The organism is Pseudomonas deceptionensis (assembly GCF_900106095.1).
Classification (GTDB): domain Bacteria; phylum Pseudomonadota; class Gammaproteobacteria; order Pseudomonadales; family Pseudomonadaceae; genus Aquipseudomonas; species Aquipseudomonas deceptionensis.
On the sequence record NZ_FNUD01000002.1, the window covers coordinates 4,758,594 to 4,775,555 of the forward strand.

A 16,962-nucleotide genomic window follows, 5' to 3' on the forward strand; every position below is an offset into this window, starting at 1 on the left:
CTCGCTGGCCGGGCGTCCTTTATGCGTCTAGAGCTTATGACCCGCCAAACCCGATCTTCGTCGAAAATCGCTCGCATCCTGTTCGGCCTGCTGGCCTACGTGAGCCTTGGCATTGGCCTGATCGCCATCGTGATCCCCGGCCTGCCGACTACCGAATTCATTTTGCTCGCCGCTTGGGCCGCGACCAAAAGCTCCCCGCGCCTGAGTGCCTGGCTCGAAAATCACCGTTTGTTTGGCCCGATCCTGACTAACTGGCGCAACGGCAAGATCATCCAGCGCAAGGCCAAGGTCAGCGCCACCATCAGCATGCTGCTGTGCGCAGGGTTGATGCTGTATGTACTGGAGCACCAATGGCCGGTCTTCCTCGCCATTGCCGGCATGAGCATGGGCAACCTGTGGATCTGGTCGAGGCCGGAGCGCTTGCCAGTCGCCGTTGCGAAACACCTGTAGCCGCTGTCGCAGGCTGCGATAAGGGCCGCAGGACCTTCGTTTGAGACAAAGCGCGACCGCTGCGCGCTCGATCGCAGCCTTCGGCAGCGGCTACAACGTTATGAAACCGCTATACAGCGCATACGCAGCCCCCAGTGCCGCCATCAGCACCGCCGCAAAAATCACCTTTTCCCACGGTTTGAACAGCACTTGCCCCTGCTCGCGCTTGGCCTTGGCAAATAAAAACACCCCGGGCGCATACAGCAATGCCGACAGTAACAAGTACTTGGGCCCTGCCGCATACAGCAGCCAGATGGCGTAGATCAGCGCAACGGCACCGACCACCAGATCCTTGATTCGCCGACGACTCGCCTGCGTGTAGGTCTCCCCTCTCACGCACAGCAACACCGCATAGGCTGCCGACCACAGGTAAGGCACCAGGATCATCGACGAGGCAAGGTAAATCAGGCTGGTATAGGTGCCGGACGACACCAGGGTGATGATCAGAAAAATCTGAATCATCGTGTTGGTCAGCCACAGGGCATTGACCGGTACATGGTTGGCATTTTCCTTTTTCAGGAACGCCGGCATGGTGTTGTCCCGGGCCGTGGCATACAGGATCTCGGCGCACAGCAGCGCCCACGACAACAACGCCCCCAGCAGCGAAATCGCCAGCCCGATACTGATCAGAATCGCGCCCCACTCCCCCACCACATGCTTGAGCACACCGGCCATCGACGGGTTTTGCAGCTTCGCCAGTTCCGGCTGGCTCATGATCCCCAGCGACAGCACGTTCACCAGCACCAGCAAGGCCAGCACCCCGAGAAAACCGATGACCGTGGCCTTGCCCACATCCGAGCGTTTTTCCGCGCGGCCCGAGTAGACACTCGCACCCTCGATGCCGATAAACACAAACACCGTGACCAGCATCATGTTGCGCACCTGGTCCATCACACTGCCCAGGCTCGGCGTTTCTGTGCCCCAGAAATCACGGGTGAAAATATCCGCCTTGAACGCCACGGCTGCCAGCACGATAAACATGACAATCGGCACGATTTTGGCGATCGTGGTCAGCTGGTTGATGAACGCGGCTTCTTTAATCCCGCGCAGCACAAGAAAGTGCACCCCCCACAGCAACAGCGACGCACAACCGATGGCCATCGGCGTGTTGCCCTGACCAAACACCGGAAAAAAATACCCCAGGGTGCTGAACAGCAACACGAAGTAGCCGACGTTCCCCATCCAGGCGCTGATCCAGTACCCCCAGGCAGACGAGAAACCCATGTAGTCGCCGAACCCCGCCTTGGCGTAGGCATACACTCCGGAATCGAGTTCAGGCTTTCGATTGGCCAGGGTCTGGAACACAAAAGCCAGCGCCAGCATCCCCACCGCCGTAACTGCCCAACCGATCAGCACGGCGCCGCCCGCGGCATGCTCGGCGATATTTTGCGGCAGCGAAAAAATACCGCCGCCAATCATTGAGCCCACCACCAACGCGATCAGGGCATTTAGCCGAAGCTTCTGTGTCTGTTGCGACATCGCCACCTCTTGCAGCTGTTAATTGAATACCCATGACCGACAGGCTAGCGCCACTCACCGACTAAATATATGCAGGGGCCATACGTTTAATAGGGTCGCGCAATAAGCTTACCTTTCTTCATAACTATTATTTCTATTGAAACCCAAAAATAAGTTCATATGTAGATGACGATTTAATTTCATCGACCGTTTCATGAAACATGACGATGACATTTGCAAATCTGAAAATACTGTCTAGGTTCAATCTCCACGACACCGTGGTTAATAACGTATTCAACCCTGAAAACATCTCTGGAGTAAGGCTTTCAGGAGGCGTCAAAAAAATACGTGATCGCGACCTTCCCCGCTGTAAATACAATGGAATGTAGTAATGCCCTGATCTATGTCAACTGGCTGAAATACCAATGGATTTACTTTGAAGCCTCACTTCTCCTAGATTGGAGTCACTACAAATGTCTGATACTCCTGGAAAACTTCGACTGGGTGCGTTGGTTGCTCTGGTAGTCGGCTCAATGATTGGCGGCGGTATTTTTTCGCTGCCGCAAAACATGGCCGCAAGTGCCGATGTGGGTGCAATCCTGATCGGTTGGGCAATTACCGCAGTCGGTATGCTGAGCCTCGCTTTTGTGTTCCAGACCCTCGCTAACCGCAAACCTGATCTGGACGGTGGTGTTTACGCCTACGCCAAGGCCGGGTTCGGCGATTACATGGGTTTCTCGTCTGCCTGGGGGTACTGGATCAGTGCCTGGCTGGGTAACGTCGGCTACTTCGTATTGCTGTTCAGTACTCTGGGTTATTTCTTCCCGATCTTCGGCGAAGGCAACACCCCTGCCGCCATCATCGGCGCCTCAATCCTGCTCTGGGCCGTGCATTTCCTGGTGCTGCGCGGGATCAAGGAAGCAGCGTTCATCAACCTGGTAACCACCGTTGCCAAGATCGTGCCGCTGGTCCTGTTTATCCTGATTGCAATCTTCGCGTTCAAACTGGACATCTTCACCAGTGATATCTGGGGCTTGAAAAACCCGGACCTGGGCAGCGTGATGGATCAGGTTCGCAACATGATGCTGGTCACCGTCTGGGTGTTCATCGGTATCGAAGGCGCGAGCATCTTCTCCTCCCGTGCCGAAAAACGCTCCGACGTAGGTCGGGCCACCGTGATCGGCTTTATCACCGTGCTGCTGTTGCTGGTGCTGGTGAACGTGCTGTCGCTGGGCATCATGACTCAGCCTGAACTGGCGAAACTGCAGAACCCTTCGATGGCGGCCGTGCTTGAGCATGTAGTCGGTCACTGGGGTGCGGTACTGATCAGCGTTGGCTTGATCATCTCGCTGCTGGGTGCCCTGCTGTCCTGGGTACTGCTGTGTGCCGAAATCATGTTCTCGGCCGCTAAAGACCACACCATGCCGGCCTTCCTGAAAAAGGAAAACGCCAACCATGTACCGGTCAATGCCCTGTGGCTGACCAACGCCATGGTGCAGCTGTTCCTGATCATCACCCTGTTCTCGGCCAGTACTTATCTGTCGCTGATTTACCTGGCGACCTCGATGATCCTGGTGCCTTACCTCTGGTCGGCGGCCTACGGCTTCCTGCTGGCGGTGCGCTCCGAGACTTACGAGAACGCCCTGGCAGAACGCAAGAAAGACCTGATCATCGGCGGTGTTGCGTTGATCTATGCCATCTGGCTGATCTATGCCGGCGGCCTCAAGTACCTGCTGCTCTCGGCCCTGCTGTACGCACCTGGCGCCATTCTGTTCGCCAAGGCCAAGCGCGAAAGCGGCCAACCCGTTTTCACCAACATCGAGAAAGTGATTTTTGCCGCAGTCGTGATCGGCGCCCTGGTGGCTGCCTATGGTCTCTACGACGGCTTCCTGACCCTGTAACAACCTGTTTGTGTACTTTGGAGGATGACTGTAATGACCACGGAAAAAGTGAAATTCGGCGTGCATTCCGAAGCCGGTAAGCTGCATAAGGTTATGGTGTGTTCCCCAGGCCTGGCTCACCAGCGCCTGACCCCAAGCAACTGCGATGAGTTGCTGTTCGATGACGTGCTGTGGGTCAACCAGGCCAAGCGTGACCACTTCGACTTCGTGACCAAAATGCGCGACCGCGGCATCGATGTGCTGGAAATGCACAACCTGCTGACCGATATCGTTGCCATTCCAGAAGCCCTGGACTGGATCCTGGACCACAAAGTGACGCCGAATCAGGTGGGTGTGGGCCTGGTCAATGAAGTCAAATCCTGGATCAAGAGCCTTGAGCCTCGCCAGGCAGCCGAGTACCTGATTGGCGGCGTGTCGGCAGACGACCTGCCCGACAGTTTTGGCGGCAAGACCATCCAGATGTTCCGTGACTTTCTCGGCCACACCAGCTTTATCCTGCCACCGCTGCCCAACACTCAGTTCACCCGTGACACCACGTGCTGGATCTACGGTGGCGTGACGCTGAACCCGATGTACTGGCCGGCGCGTCGTCAGGAAACCCTGCTGACCACCGCGATCTACAAATTCCACCCCGAGTTCACCAACGCCGAATTCCAGATCTGGTACGGCGACCCGACTGTCGACCACGGCAACGCCAGCCTTGAAGGCGGCGACGTAATGCCGGTCGGCAACGGTGTGGTACTGATCGGTATGGGCGAGCGTACTTCGCGTCAGGCCATCGGCCAACTGGCGCTGAACCTGTTCAAGAACAAAGCCGTAGAACGGGTCATCGTGGCCGGCATGCCCAAGTCCCGCGCAGCGATGCACCTGGACACCGTGTTCAGCTTCTGCGACCGCGACCTGGTGACCATCTTCCCTGAAGTAGTGAAGCAGATCGTTGCCTTCTCCCTTTACCCGGATGACAAGAAACAAGGCGGCATCGACGTACGACGCGAAGAAGGCAGCTTCCTCGAAGTCGTGGCACACGCCCTGGGCCTGAAAAAACTGCGCGTCGTCGAAACCGGCGGCAACTCCTTCGCGGCAGAACGCGAGCAGTGGGACGACGGCAACAACGTGGTGGCGCTGGAACCTGGCGTAGTCATCGGTTACGACCGCAACACCTACACCAACACCCTGCTGCGCAAGGCAGGCGTTGAAGTCATCACCATCAGCGCCTCCGAACTGGGACGCGGACGTGGCGGCGGTCACTGCATGACCTGCCCGATCATCCGTGACCCAATCGACTATTAATAAACCCATTTGATTGCTTGCACGGGTCCCTACAAGGGGCCAGTGCAAGCCGGTTAACCCGAAACCAAGGAGATCACCATGGCTTTTAACATGAAAAACCGCAGCCTTCTGAGCCTAGTGCACCACACTCCACGTGAGTTGCACTTCCTGCTCGATCTGTCCCGCGATCTCAAGCGCGCCAAGTACACCGGTACTGAAGAGCCGCACTTGAAAGGCAAAAACATTGCGCTGATCTTCGAAAAAACCTCGACCCGCACCCGTTGCGCATTCGAAGTAGCGGCCCACGACCAGGGCGCACACGTGACTTACATCGACCCGGTTTCTTCGCAAATCGGTCACAAAGAAAGCATGAAAGACACCGCCCGGGTTCTGGGCCGCATGTTTGATGCCATCGAGTACCGTGGTTTTGAACAAGCCATTGTGGAAGAACTGGCCAAGTACGCTGGCGTACCGGTGTTCAACGGCCTGACCGCTGAGTTCCACCCGACGCAAATGATCGCCGACGTGCTGACCATGCGCGAACACAGCGACAAGCCGCTGCACAACATCAGCTACGCGTACCTGGGCGACGCCCGCAACAACATGGGTAACTCGCTGCTGCTGATCGGCGCAAAACTGGGCATGGACGTGCGTATCGCCGCACCGAAAAGCCTGTGGCCAGAAGAGTCGTTCGTGAAGCAGTGCCAGGAATTCGCCAAGGAAAGCGGTGCCAAAATCACCCTGACTGAAGACCCGAAAGCCGCCGTCAAAGGCGTGGACTTTATCCACACCGACGTCTGGGTATCGATGGGCGAGCCGGTTGAGGCGTGGAACGATCGCATCAAACTGCTGCTGCCTTACCAGGTCAACAGCGAGATGATCAAAGCAGCAGAAAACCCGCGCGTGAAGTTCATGCACTGCCTGCCTGCGTTCCACAACTGTGAAACCAAAGTCGGCAAGGATGTGGCAGAGCACCATCCAAACCTGAAAAACGGCATTGAAGTGACCGAGGAAGTGTTTGAGTCCCCCGTCAACATCGCCTTTGAGCAAGCCGAAAACCGCATGCACACCATCAAGGCGATCCTGGTAGCAGCACTGGCTGATATCTAAGCCTGGCCCACCGTAGTTATGTGCACGCATAACTACGGTGGGAGCGAGCCTGCTCGCGAACGAGCTTCGCGAGCAGGCACGCTCCCACACAAGGCGCTCTCACACTTCAATAAGGATATTTTTTATGCGTATCGTCGTAGCACTGGGCGGTAACGCCCTCTTGCGTCGCGGTCAGCCCATGACTGCAGAGAACCAGCGCGAAAACATCCAGACCGCCGCCAAACAAATTGCCCGGATCGCCACCGGCAACGAGCTGGTCGTGGCCCACGGCAACGGCCCGCAAGTTGGCCTGCTTTCTCTGCAGGCGGCCGCGTACACCGCTGTCAGCCCTTACCCGCTGGACGTACTCGGCGCAGAAACCGAGGGCATGATCGGTTACATGATCGAGCAAGAGCTCGGCAACCTGCTGCCACCAGACGCGCCTTTCGCCACCCTGCTGACCCAGGTTGAAGTTGACCCGAAAGATCCGGCATTTCAGAACCCCACCAAACCGATTGGCCCGGTCTACACCGAAACCGAAGCCAAGAGCCTGGCCGCTGAAAAAGGCTGGAGCATTGCTCCGGACGGCGACAAGTTCCGCCGTGTGGTGGCCAGCCCGAAACCCAAACGCATTTTCGAAATACGCCCGATCAAATGGCTGCTGGAAAAAGGCACCATCGTGATCTGCGCGGGCGGTGGCGGCATCCCGACCATGTATGGCGAAGACGGCAAGCTCAGAGGCATTGAGGCCGTTATCGACAAAGACCTGTGCTCCTCGCTGCTGGCCGAACAGCTCAACAGTGATCTGCTGGTCATTGCTACAGACGTGAATGCCGCGTTTATCGACTGGGGCAAGCCAACCCAGAAAGGTATTGCCCAGGCCCACCCTGACGAGCTGGAAAAACTCGGTTTCGCTTCGGGCTCAATGGGCCCTAAAGTCGAAGCGGCTTGCGAGTTTGCCCGCAAGACCGGCAAGACCGCCGTGATCGGCGCACTGGCGGATATCGAAGCAATCGTTCAAGGTAAGGCCGGTACCCGCGTCAGCACCGAAAAACCGGGTATCAGCTACTTCTGACCTCCGGGGCAGGCCCAGGGGTCTGCCCTTTTCCCATAGCCTCAAGGAGTACCCCTATGGCCTCGTTCGAGCCCGGTCACCTGCATATCCATCGCGAACCGCTGCAGCCGGGCGACTTCGGATATGACATCAAGATCGATTACCAGGTCGTTCAGGATCCCAAGGAAGGCAAGTCGATGCAGTTCGACATGCACGGCCAGATCAACAAGAAGGACTTTAAAGAGTCGTTCACGCTCCCCAAGGACATGGCCTACAACTTTGCCCATGACGCTTTCCGGATAGCCGTAAAACACGGCATTCCCAAAACCGCTGACATCCGTTCGATGCACGGTTACTACGACAAGATGTTTGCCGATGTTCTGGCCCAGCTCAACCACAAGCCTGGCGACCCGATCAAGCCTGAACATCTGGAATAACCCGTACTCACTGAAAACCTGTAGCCGCTGAGGAGCGCAGCGAGGCTGCGATCGAGGACGCAGTCCTCGCAAAAACCAGGCCGTATGGTTTCCCGACTGCTACGCAGCCGCTCGCAGCCTCGCTACGCTCCTCAGCGGCTACAGGTTTTCGGCTTTGGTCTTGGCTCTGCACCAAGGCATACTGGCCATCCCCGCTGGCCAGAAGTGTTCCTTGTTCCCATGCGTATCCATGTCAGTTTTATCGACCGTGTCGGCATCACCCAGGAAGTCCTGGCCCTGCTCGGCGGGCGTAACCTCAACCTGGATGCAGTGGAGATGGTCCCGCCCAACGTCTACATCGATGCCCCGACCCTGAGCCCGCAAGTACTCGACGAACTGCGAGAAGCCCTGTTCAGCGTCAAGGGCGTGCAATCAGTCACAGTGGTCGACATCCTTCCCGGCCAGCGCCGCCATTTACAACTCGACGCACTGCTCGCTGCCATGACCGACCCGGTACTGGCACTGGACAGCGAAGGCCATGTACTGCTGGCCAACCCCGCACTGGTGGCGCTCTACGGCCACGAGCCGACCGGCGAAAGCATCGGCGAGCTGTTCTGCGACCCCGGGTTGCTGGACGTGCTGCTGGAAAACGGCTTTCGCCTGCCCTTGCGCGAAGTCACGCTCAACGGCCACCCACTGATGCTCGATGCCACCCCGATCACCGATGCCGGCGCCCTGCTCACCCTGTATCAACCAAGCCGCATCGGCGAGCGCCTGGCGGCCCTGCACCACGATCACGCCGAAGGCTTCGACGCCCTGCTCGGCGACTCGCCTGCCATTCGCACGCTCAAAACCCGGGCACAACGCGTGGCAACACTGGACGCGCCCTTGCTGATCCAGGGCGAAACCGGCACCGGCAAAGAGCTGGTGGCCCGTGCCTGTCATGCCATCAGTGATCGGTTTGCCGCGCCGTTTCTGGCGCTCAACTGCGCCGCGCTCCCGGAAAACCTGGCCGAAAGCGAACTGTTCGGCTATGCCCCCGGCGCCTTCACCGGTGCCCAGCGCGGCGGCAAGCCGGGGCTGATGGAACTGGCCAACCACGGCACGGTATTCCTCGACGAAATCGCTGAAATGTCGCCATACCTGCAAGCCAAATTGCTGCGTTTTCTCAACGACGGCAGTTTCCGCCGGGTCGGCGGAGAGCGCGAGGTCAAGGTCAATGTACGAATCCTCAGCGCCACCCACCGTAACCTCGAAAAAATGGTCAGCGAGGGTACCTTTCGCGAAGACCTGTTCTACCGCCTGAACGTACTCAACATCGACGTGCCGCCCCTGCGCGAGCGCGGCCAGGATATCTTGCTGCTGGCGCGCACCTTCATGCAGCAGGCCTGCACCCAGATCCAGCGCCCCGTGTGCCGCCTGGCACCCGGCACCTACCCCGCCCTGCTGGGCAATCGCTGGCCCGGCAATGTGCGCCAGTTGCAGAACGTGATCTTTCGCGCGGCGGCCATCTGTGAAAGCAACCTCGTCGACATTGGCGATCTGGACATCGCCGGCACCTCGGTTGCACGCCAAAGCGACGGTGAGGTAGAAACCCTGGAGCACGCCGTCGAAACCTTCGAAAAAGCGCTGCTGGAAAAGCTGTACGTCAGCTACCCCTCGACCCGCCAATTGGCCAACCGCTTGCAAACCAGCCACACCGCCATTGCACACCGGCTGCGCAAATACGGGATCCCGGGCAAGGCCTGAGCATTCCCAACCCCAGCCAGTGGGAGCGAGCCTGCTCGCGATTGAATCGACGCGGCTTCGCTGAAAGAACGCGTCGCCTGCATCGCGAGCAGGCTCGCTCCCACGACTCCTTCCATCGGCTGTATTGATATCGATCCAGCGGAGCGATATCGATACACACCCTCTAAACCGCAGCCATGCAAGGCTTTGATCCCCTTGGATTTTTTTAGGGTCTTGCTGCTGTATCGATATCGCTACAGTGGTTCTCTTCAGATAACTCCAAATAACTTACAAGTCATTGATAAATAACGATATTTATAAAGTGGCAACCATTTTGCAATGAATTCCTCAATAAGCTCGATCTGCACGAGCATTTACCTGTGACCACCAGACATGTCTGGCCCTGAGGAGTTTCCATGAGCGAATTGCGTTTTACTGAAGACCACGAATGGCTGCGCACCGAAGCCGACGGCAGCGTAACCGTAGGCATTACCGCGTTTGCGCAAAACGCTCTGGGTGACGTGGTGTTTGTGCAGCTGCCTGAACTGCAGGCCTACGACAAGGGCGCAGAAACCGCCACCGTTGAGTCGGTCAAGGCTGCCAGCGGCGTCTACATGCCACTGGACGGTGAAGTGATCGCCGTCAACCCGGCGCTCGACAGCAGCCCGGAACTGGTCAACGAAGACCCGCTGGGTGAAGGCTGGTTCTTCCGCTTCAAGCCCACCGATGCCAACGCTGTGGCCCAACTGCTCGATCAAGACGCGTACGACCGCTTGATCAAAGCCCAAGACGATAACTGAGAAGCCCGCCATGACCATCAATCTCAGCACTGCCAATGAGTTCATCGCGCGCCACATCGGCCCGCGCCAGGCCGACGAGCAGGCGATGCTCGCCACCCTCGGTTTCGATTCCCTTGAAGGCCTCAGCGCCAGCGTGATCCCGCAAAGCATCAAGGGCACCAGCGTGCTCGACTTGCCGGACGGTCAAAGCGAAGCCGACGCACTGGCTTCGATCAAGGCCATCGCAGCTAAAAACCAGCTGTGTAAAACCTATATCGGCCAGGGCTATTACAACTGCCACACCCCTTCGCCGATCTTGCGCAACCTGCTGGAAAACCCGGCCTGGTACACCGCCTACACCCCTTACCAGCCTGAAATTTCCCAAGGCCGCCTGGAATCCCTGCTCAACTTCCAGACCCTGATCAGCGACCTCACCGGGCTGCCGATTTCCAACGCATCGCTGCTCGATGAAGCCACCGCCGCTGCCGAAGCCATGACCTTCTGCAAACGCCTGAGCAAGAACAAATCCAGCCACAGTTTCTTTGCGTCCAGCCACTGCCACCCGCAAACCCTCGACGTGCTGCGCACCCGTGCCGAGCCACTGGGCATCAAGGTTGTGGTCGCAGACGAACGCGAGCTGACAGACGTATCGCCCTTCTTCGGCGCCCTGCTGCAATACCCGGCGAGCAACGGTGACGTGTTTGATTACCGCGAGCTGGTTGAGCGTTTTCACAGCGCCAACGCACTGGTAGCGGTTGCCGCCGACCTGCTGGCCCTGACCCTGCTGACGCCTCCGGGCGAGTTCGGCGCAGACGTTGCCATTGGCAGCGCCCAGCGTTTTGGCGTGCCTCTGGGCTTTGGTGGCCCGCACGCGGCCTACTTCGCCACCCGCGACACGTTCAAGCGCGACATGCCGGGGCGTCTGGTCGGTGTCTCGGTTGACCGTCACGGCAAACCTGCACTGCGCCTGGCCATGCAAACCCGCGAGCAACACATCCGTCGCGAGAAGGCCACGAGCAACATCTGCACCGCCCAGGTCCTGCTGGCCAACATCGCCAGCATGTATGCCGTGTACCACGGCCCTAAAGGCCTGATCCAGATCGCTCAGCGCATTCATCAACTGACCGCGATTCTGGCCCAGGGCCTGAGCGCGCTGGGGCTGACCGTCGAGCAAGAACAGTTCTTCGACACACTGACCCTGAACACCGGCAACAACACCGCAGCCCTGCACACCAAGGCCCACGCCCGGCAGATCAACCTGCGCGTGATCGACGGGCAGCGCCTGGGCCTGTCGCTGGATGAAACCAGCGGCCAGTCCGACGTCATCGCCCTGTGGGCACTGCTCGCCGCTGACGGTCAGGCACTGCCAGACTTCGAAGCACTGGCCAGCACCGTAACCAGCACCCTGCCGCCTGCACTGCAGCGCCAGTCGCCGATTCTCAGCCACCCGGTGTTCAACCGTTACCACTCTGAAACCGAACTGATGCGTTACCTGCGTCGTTTGGCGGACAAGGACCTGGCGCTGGACCGCACTATGATCCCGCTGGGCTCGTGCACCATGAAGCTCAACGCTGCCAGCGAAATGATCCCGGTGACCTGGGCCGAGTTCGGCAACCTGCACCCCTTCGCACCTGCCGAGCAAAGCCTGGGCTACCAGCAACTGACCACCGAACTGGAAGCCATGCTGTGCGCGGCTACCGGCTACGACGCCATCTCGCTGCAACCTAACGCCGGCTCCCAAGGTGAGTACGCGGGCTTGCTGGCGATTCGCGCCTATCACCACAGCCGTGGCGACGAGCGCCGTGACATCTGCCTGATCCCGTCCTCGGCCCACGGCACCAACCCTGCCACCGCCAACATGGCCGGTATGCGCGTGGTGGTGACGGCATGCGATGCTCGCGGCAACGTCGACATCGAAGACCTGCGCGCCAAAGCCATCGAGCACAGCGACCACCTCGCCGCCTTGATGATCACCTACCCGTCGACCCACGGCGTGTTCGAAGAAGGCATCCGCGAAATCTGCGGCATCATTCATGACAACGGCGGCCAGGTGTACATCGACGGTGCCAACATGAACGCGATGGTAGGCCTGTGTGCGCCGGGCAAGTTCGGCGGCGACGTGTCCCACCTCAACCTGCACAAAACCTTCTGCATCCCCCACGGCGGTGGTGGCCCGGGCGTTGGCCCGATTGGCGTCAAATCGCACCTCACGCCGTTCCTGCCGGGTCACGCAGCCATGGAGCGCAAGGAAGGCGCGGTATGCGCGGCGCCGTTCGGCAGCGCGAGCATTTTGCCAATCACCTGGATGTACATCCGCATGATGGGCGGCGAAGGCCTCAAGCGTGCTTCGCAGCTGGCGATCCTGAACGCCAACTACATCGCCCGCCGCCTCGAAGAGCACTACCCGGTGCTGTACTCGGGCAGCAACGGTCTGGTGGCACACGAATGCATCCTCGACCTGCGCCCGCTCAAGGAAAGCAGCGGCATCAGCGTCGATGACGTGGCCAAACGCCTGATCGACTTCGGCTTCCACGCCCCGACCATGTCGTTCCCGGTGGCGGGTACGCTGATGATCGAGCCGACCGAAAGTGAATCCAAGGAAGAACTGGACCGCTTCTGCCAGGCCATGATCTGCATCCGCGAAGAGATCCGCGAAGTTGAAAGCGGCGGGCTGGACAAGGAAGACAACCCGCTGAAAAACGCCCCGCACACAGCCGCAGAAATGATCGGTGAATGGACCCACCCATACAGCCGCGAACAGGCGGTTTACCCGGTTGCGTCCTTGATCGAAGGCAAATACTGGCCACCGGTAGGCCGGGTCGACAACGTATTTGGCGACCGCAACCTGATCTGCGCTTGCCCGTCGATCGAAAGCTACCAAGAGGCGTAACCCACATCCTGTAGCCGCTGCCGAAGGCTGCGATGGGCTGCGTAGCGGCCCTGCTTTCGGTTTGACTGCAAAGGCCCTGCGGGCCTTATCGCAGCCTGCGGCAGCGGCTACAGATGGTTTGCCATCCACCTAATAAGAAACCGGAGAACCCTATGTCGTTAAGCGTGTTCGACCTGTTCAAGATTGGCATCGGCCCTTCCAGCTCCCATACCGTCGGCCCCATGCGTGCGGCTGCGCGTTTTGTCGAAGGTCTGCGCCGCGATGAGCTGCTGCAAGACACAGCCAGCGTTAAAGTCGAACTCTATGGCTCCCTCGGTGCCACCGGCAAAGGTCACGGCAGCGACAAAGCCGTGCTGCTGGGGCTTGAAGGCGAGCACCCGGACACCGTCAACACCGAAACCGTGGCCGAACGTCTGGCCACCATTCGCAGCAGCGGGCGCTTGAACCTGCTGGGCGAACACTCCATCGAATTCAACGAAAAAGCCCATCTGGCGATGATTCGCAAACCCCTGCCCTATCACCCCAACGGCATGATTTTTCGTGCACTGGATAGCGCCGGGATTCAAATCCGCAGCCGCGAGTATTACTCGGTCGGTGGCGGCTTTGTGGTGGATGAAGGCGCTGCGGGGGCTGACCGCATCGTCGAAGACAGCACCGAACTGAAGTACCCCTTCAAAACCGCCAAAGACCTGTTGCGCCAGTGCGTCACCCATCACCTGTCGATCAGTGAAGTGATGATGGCCAACGAAAACGCCTGGCGCCCCGAAGCCGAAACCCGCAGCGGCTTGCTGAATATCTGGCAAGTGATGCAGGACTGTGTGAGCGCGGGCTGTCGCAACGAAGGCATTTTGCCCGGAGGGTTGAAGGTCAAACGTCGCGCGGCCGCATTGCATCGTCAGCTCTGTGCCAACCCGGAAGCGGCATTGCGCGATGCGTTGTCGGTACTCGACTGGGTCAACCTGTACGCGTTGGCCGTCAACGAAGAGAACGCCAACGGCGGGCGCGTGGTCACGGCACCTACCAACGGCGCGGCCGGGATCATTCCCGCCGTGTTGCATTACTACATGCGCTTTATCGGCGGGGCCAACGAAGACGGCGTGGTGCGATTCCTGCTGACCGCTGCGGCCATCGGCATCCTGTACAAAGAAAACGCCTCGATCTCGGGCGCCGAAGTCGGCTGCCAGGGAGAAGTCGGAGTGGCCTGTTCCATGGCAGCGGGGGCGTTGTGTGAAGTGCTGGGCGGCAGCGTTCAGCAAGTCGAGAACGCGGCCGAAATCGGCATGGAGCACAACCTCGGCCTGACCTGCGACCCGATTGGCGGCCTGGTACAGGTGCCGTGCATCGAACGCAACGCAATGGGCTCGGTCAAGGCCATCAACGCCGTGCGCATGGCCCTGCGTGGCGACGGCCAGCACTTTGTCTCGCTCGACAAGGTGATCCGCACCATGCGCCAGACCGGCGCCGACATGAAAAGCAAATACAAGGAGACCGCTCGCGGCGGTCTGGCTGTAAACATTATCGAGTGCTGATTTTTAAGGAGTCACCAATGTCCACCGAACAACTGCTTAAAACCCCGCTGCACGCGCTGCACATTGAGCTCGGTGCACGCATGGTGCCATTCGCCGGGTATGACATGCCCGTGCAGTACCCGCTGGGGGTAATGAAAGAACACCAGCACACCCGCGAGCAGGCCGGGTTGTTCGATGTCTCGCACATGGGCCAGATCCGCCTGATCGGCGCTGATGCGGCCAAGGCACTGGAAGCCCTGGTGCCGGTAGACATCATCGATCTGCCTGTCGGCATGCAGCGCTATGCCATGTTCACCAACGAACAAGGCGGCATCCTCGATGACCTGATGGTCGCCAACCTGGGTAATGACGAGCTGTTCCTGGTGGTTAACGCCGCCTGCAAGGACCAGGACCTGGCGCATCTGCGCAAACACCTGGGCGAGCACTGCCAGATCCAGCCGTTGTTCGAAGAACGCGCTCTGCTCGCCCTGCAAGGCCCGGCAGCCGTTAACGTGCTGCAGCGCCTGGCGCCAGACGTCGCAAAAATGACCTTCATGCAATTTGCCCCGGTGACCCTGCTGGGCGCGGAATGCTACGTCAGCCGCTCCGGCTACACCGGCGAAGACGGTTTTGAAATATCGGTACCGGCCGATCGCGCCGAAGAGCTGGCACGTCGCCTGCTGGCTGAGCCTGAAGTACAGGCCATCGGTCTGGGCGCACGCGACTCACTGCGCCTGGAAGCCGGCCTGTGCCTGTACGGCCATGACATGAACGACACCACCACGCCGATTGAAGCCAGCCTGCTCTGGGCCATCTCCAAGGCCCGTCGCGCAGACGGCGTGCGTGCCGGTGGTTTCCCAGGTGCCGAGACCCTCTTTGCCCAGCAGCAAAAGGGAGTGGCCCGCAAGCGCGTGGGGCTGCTGCCACAGGAACGCACCCCGGTGCGCGAAGGCGCCGAGATTGTCGACGCCGACGGCACCGTGATTGGCACCGTGTGCAGCGGCGGCTTTGGGCCGACACTGGGCGCGCCGCTGGCAATGGGGTATCTGGATATTGCGTTCACACCCGTGGACTCTGAAGTCTGGGCCATCGTGCGTGGCAAGCGTGTACCCATGAAAGTTTCGAAGATGCCGTTTGTCCCGCAACGTTATTACAGAGGTTAAGTCCTCCCCTAACACAGTTGCATGCCCCTCACACTTTCAGGGCATGCAACTGCTGCAATAGCGCTTCAAGTTTCGATAGTAAAAGCACTGTTTAAACCACGAAAACAATTGAATACCCCTATGATTAACCGGCACTTAGAACTTCGCTGTCGCTGTTAATAACCCGCTTTTGCGGGTTTATTCGGAGGGCTTGTTTTTTTAATTCCAGTTTCGTAGAGTTTGCCCACTGTGTTTGCATGGGTCGCTGGAATCGTGACCTGGGCAGTAGCTCTAAGTTCGCTACACCCGTTCTGCGTCTCTTACTTTCCTGCAACCCAGCACCAGTACTCTTTCATGTGAAAGAGGCTGTCATTAATTGTTAGCGTCAAGGAATTAAGAAATGTCCCAACGTCAGAGCGGTACCGTAAAGTGGTTTAACGACGAGAAGGGGTTTGGTTTCATCACCCCGGAAAGCGGTCCGGACCTGTTTGTGCACTTCCGTGCCATTCAGGGCAACGGCTTCAAAAGCTTGAAGGAAGGCCAGAAAGTGACCTTCATCTCAGTACAGGGCCAAAAAGGCCTGCAAGCTGACGAAGTTCAAGCAGAAGCTTAATCTCGTACAGAAAAGCCTCTGATGGTGACATCAGAGGCTTTTTTATGGCTGTAATTCCGTAAGATGGCGTTTTTCCTTCACGAGACCCTGCCATGTCGAAACAACCACTTAGCCCTCAAGGTGATTTTCCCGCCGTTGGCCTGGGGCGCCGCCTGGCAGCCATGTTCTATGACTTTCTGCTGTGTACCGCCCTGCTGATCGTCACCACGTTCATCTACAAGCTGATCATGATGAGCGTTATCGGCGAAGCCAAAATGAGGGCACTGTCTGAAGCCGGCGCCCTGGATGGCGACCCGCTGCTTTCAACCATTCTGTTTTTTGTACTGTTCGGCTTCTTTGCCAAATTCTGGACCCACTCCGGGCAAACCCTGGGCATGCAGGTATGGGGCATACGCGTGCAGAACGCTGACGGTACGGCCATCAGCCTGTGGCAAGCCCTGCTGCGTTTTATCGTCTCCATCGGCTCATGGCTGTGCCTGGGGCTGGGGTTTATATGGTCAATCTTCGACAAGCAAAACCGTACTTGGCATGACATGTATTCCAACAGCCAGTTGGTGCGCATTCCTAAACCCAAGAAATAAAAAAAGCCCGTATCTCTCGATACGGGCTTGGTGATAACGGTCAGC

General features: G+C 58.8%; 14 protein-coding genes. 13 read left to right on the forward strand and 1 reads right to left on the reverse strand.

Going from position 1 to position 16,962, the window contains the following annotated elements:
- Nucleotides 1-36 precede the first annotated feature (36 nt).
- The gene (locus tag BLW11_RS21965) at nucleotides 37-450 is read left to right on the forward strand and encodes a YbaN family protein (RefSeq protein WP_048359836.1); all 414 of its coding nucleotides are present in this window, start codon (nucleotides 37-39) and stop codon (nucleotides 448-450) included.
- 90 nt (nucleotides 451-540) lie between these two features.
- On the opposite strand, the gene arcD (BLW11_RS21970) is transcribed toward BLW11_RS21965, so the two are convergent.
- Nucleotides 541-1,968 carry an arginine-ornithine antiporter gene (gene arcD, locus BLW11_RS21970; protein WP_048359837.1) on the reverse strand — a complete coding sequence of 476 codons (1,428 nt, stop codon included), beginning with the start codon at nucleotides 1,966-1,968 and terminating at the stop codon, nucleotides 541-543.
- 452 nt (nucleotides 1,969-2,420) lie between these two features.
- On the opposite strand from arcD (BLW11_RS21970), the gene arcD (BLW11_RS21975) reads away from it, so the two are divergent.
- The 12 genes from arcD (BLW11_RS21975) (at nucleotide 2,421) to BLW11_RS22030 (ending at nucleotide 16,917) form a co-directional block, all read left to right on the forward strand.
- Nucleotides 2,421-3,848 carry an arginine-ornithine antiporter gene (gene arcD, locus BLW11_RS21975; RefSeq protein WP_048359838.1) on the forward strand — a complete coding sequence of 476 codons (1,428 nt, stop codon included), beginning with the start codon at nucleotides 2,421-2,423 and terminating at the stop codon, nucleotides 3,846-3,848.
- A 33-nt stretch (nucleotides 3,849-3,881) separates the two neighbouring features.
- Nucleotides 3,882-5,138: an arginine deiminase gene (arcA, locus tag BLW11_RS21980; RefSeq protein WP_048359839.1), complete on the forward strand. Its 1,257-nt coding sequence runs from the start codon at nucleotides 3,882-3,884 to the stop codon at nucleotides 5,136-5,138.
- A 78-nt stretch (nucleotides 5,139-5,216) separates the two neighbouring features.
- On the forward strand, nucleotides 5,217-6,227 hold the full coding sequence (locus BLW11_RS21985; RefSeq protein WP_048359840.1) for an ornithine carbamoyltransferase: 1,011 nt from the start codon (nucleotides 5,217-5,219) through the stop codon (nucleotides 6,225-6,227).
- 124 nt (nucleotides 6,228-6,351) lie between these two features.
- A complete protein-coding gene (gene arcC / locus BLW11_RS21990; protein ID WP_048359841.1) occupies nucleotides 6,352-7,281 on the forward strand; it encodes a carbamate kinase in 930 nt (309 codons plus the stop codon).
- 56 nt (nucleotides 7,282-7,337) lie between these two features.
- The gene (locus BLW11_RS21995) at nucleotides 7,338-7,697 is read left to right on the forward strand and encodes a DUF5064 family protein (protein ID WP_048359842.1); all 360 of its coding nucleotides are present in this window, start codon (nucleotides 7,338-7,340) and stop codon (nucleotides 7,695-7,697) included.
- A gap of 219 nt (nucleotides 7,698-7,916) precedes the next feature.
- Nucleotides 7,917-9,425: a sigma-54-dependent transcriptional regulator gene (locus BLW11_RS22000; RefSeq protein ID WP_048359843.1), complete on the forward strand. Its 1,509-nt coding sequence runs from the start codon at nucleotides 7,917-7,919 to the stop codon at nucleotides 9,423-9,425.
- Nucleotides 9,426-9,820: 395 nt separating this feature from the next.
- Nucleotides 9,821-10,204, forward strand: a complete 384-nt coding sequence (gene gcvH / locus BLW11_RS22005) for a glycine cleavage system protein GcvH (protein ID WP_048359844.1) — start codon at nucleotides 9,821-9,823, stop codon at nucleotides 10,202-10,204.
- Between the two features lie 10 nt (nucleotides 10,205-10,214).
- Nucleotides 10,215-13,073, forward strand: a complete 2,859-nt coding sequence (gene gcvP / locus BLW11_RS22010; protein WP_048359845.1) for an aminomethyl-transferring glycine dehydrogenase — start codon at nucleotides 10,215-10,217, stop codon at nucleotides 13,071-13,073.
- Nucleotides 13,074-13,225: 152 nt separating this feature from the next.
- Nucleotides 13,226-14,602: an L-serine ammonia-lyase gene (locus BLW11_RS22015; RefSeq protein ID WP_048359846.1), complete on the forward strand. Its 1,377-nt coding sequence runs from the start codon at nucleotides 13,226-13,228 to the stop codon at nucleotides 14,600-14,602.
- Between the two features lie 17 nt (nucleotides 14,603-14,619).
- Nucleotides 14,620-15,744, forward strand: a complete 1,125-nt coding sequence (gene gcvT / locus BLW11_RS22020; protein WP_048359847.1) for a glycine cleavage system aminomethyltransferase GcvT — start codon at nucleotides 14,620-14,622, stop codon at nucleotides 15,742-15,744.
- Nucleotides 15,745-16,123: 379 nt separating this feature from the next.
- The gene (locus BLW11_RS22025; protein ID WP_016782052.1) at nucleotides 16,124-16,336 is read left to right on the forward strand and encodes a cold-shock protein; all 213 of its coding nucleotides are present in this window, start codon (nucleotides 16,124-16,126) and stop codon (nucleotides 16,334-16,336) included.
- A gap of 92 nt (nucleotides 16,337-16,428) precedes the next feature.
- Entirely contained in the window at nucleotides 16,429-16,917 is a 489-nt protein-coding gene (locus tag BLW11_RS22030; RefSeq protein WP_048359848.1) for an RDD family protein, read from the forward strand.
- Nucleotides 16,918-16,962: the final 45 nt, after the last annotated feature.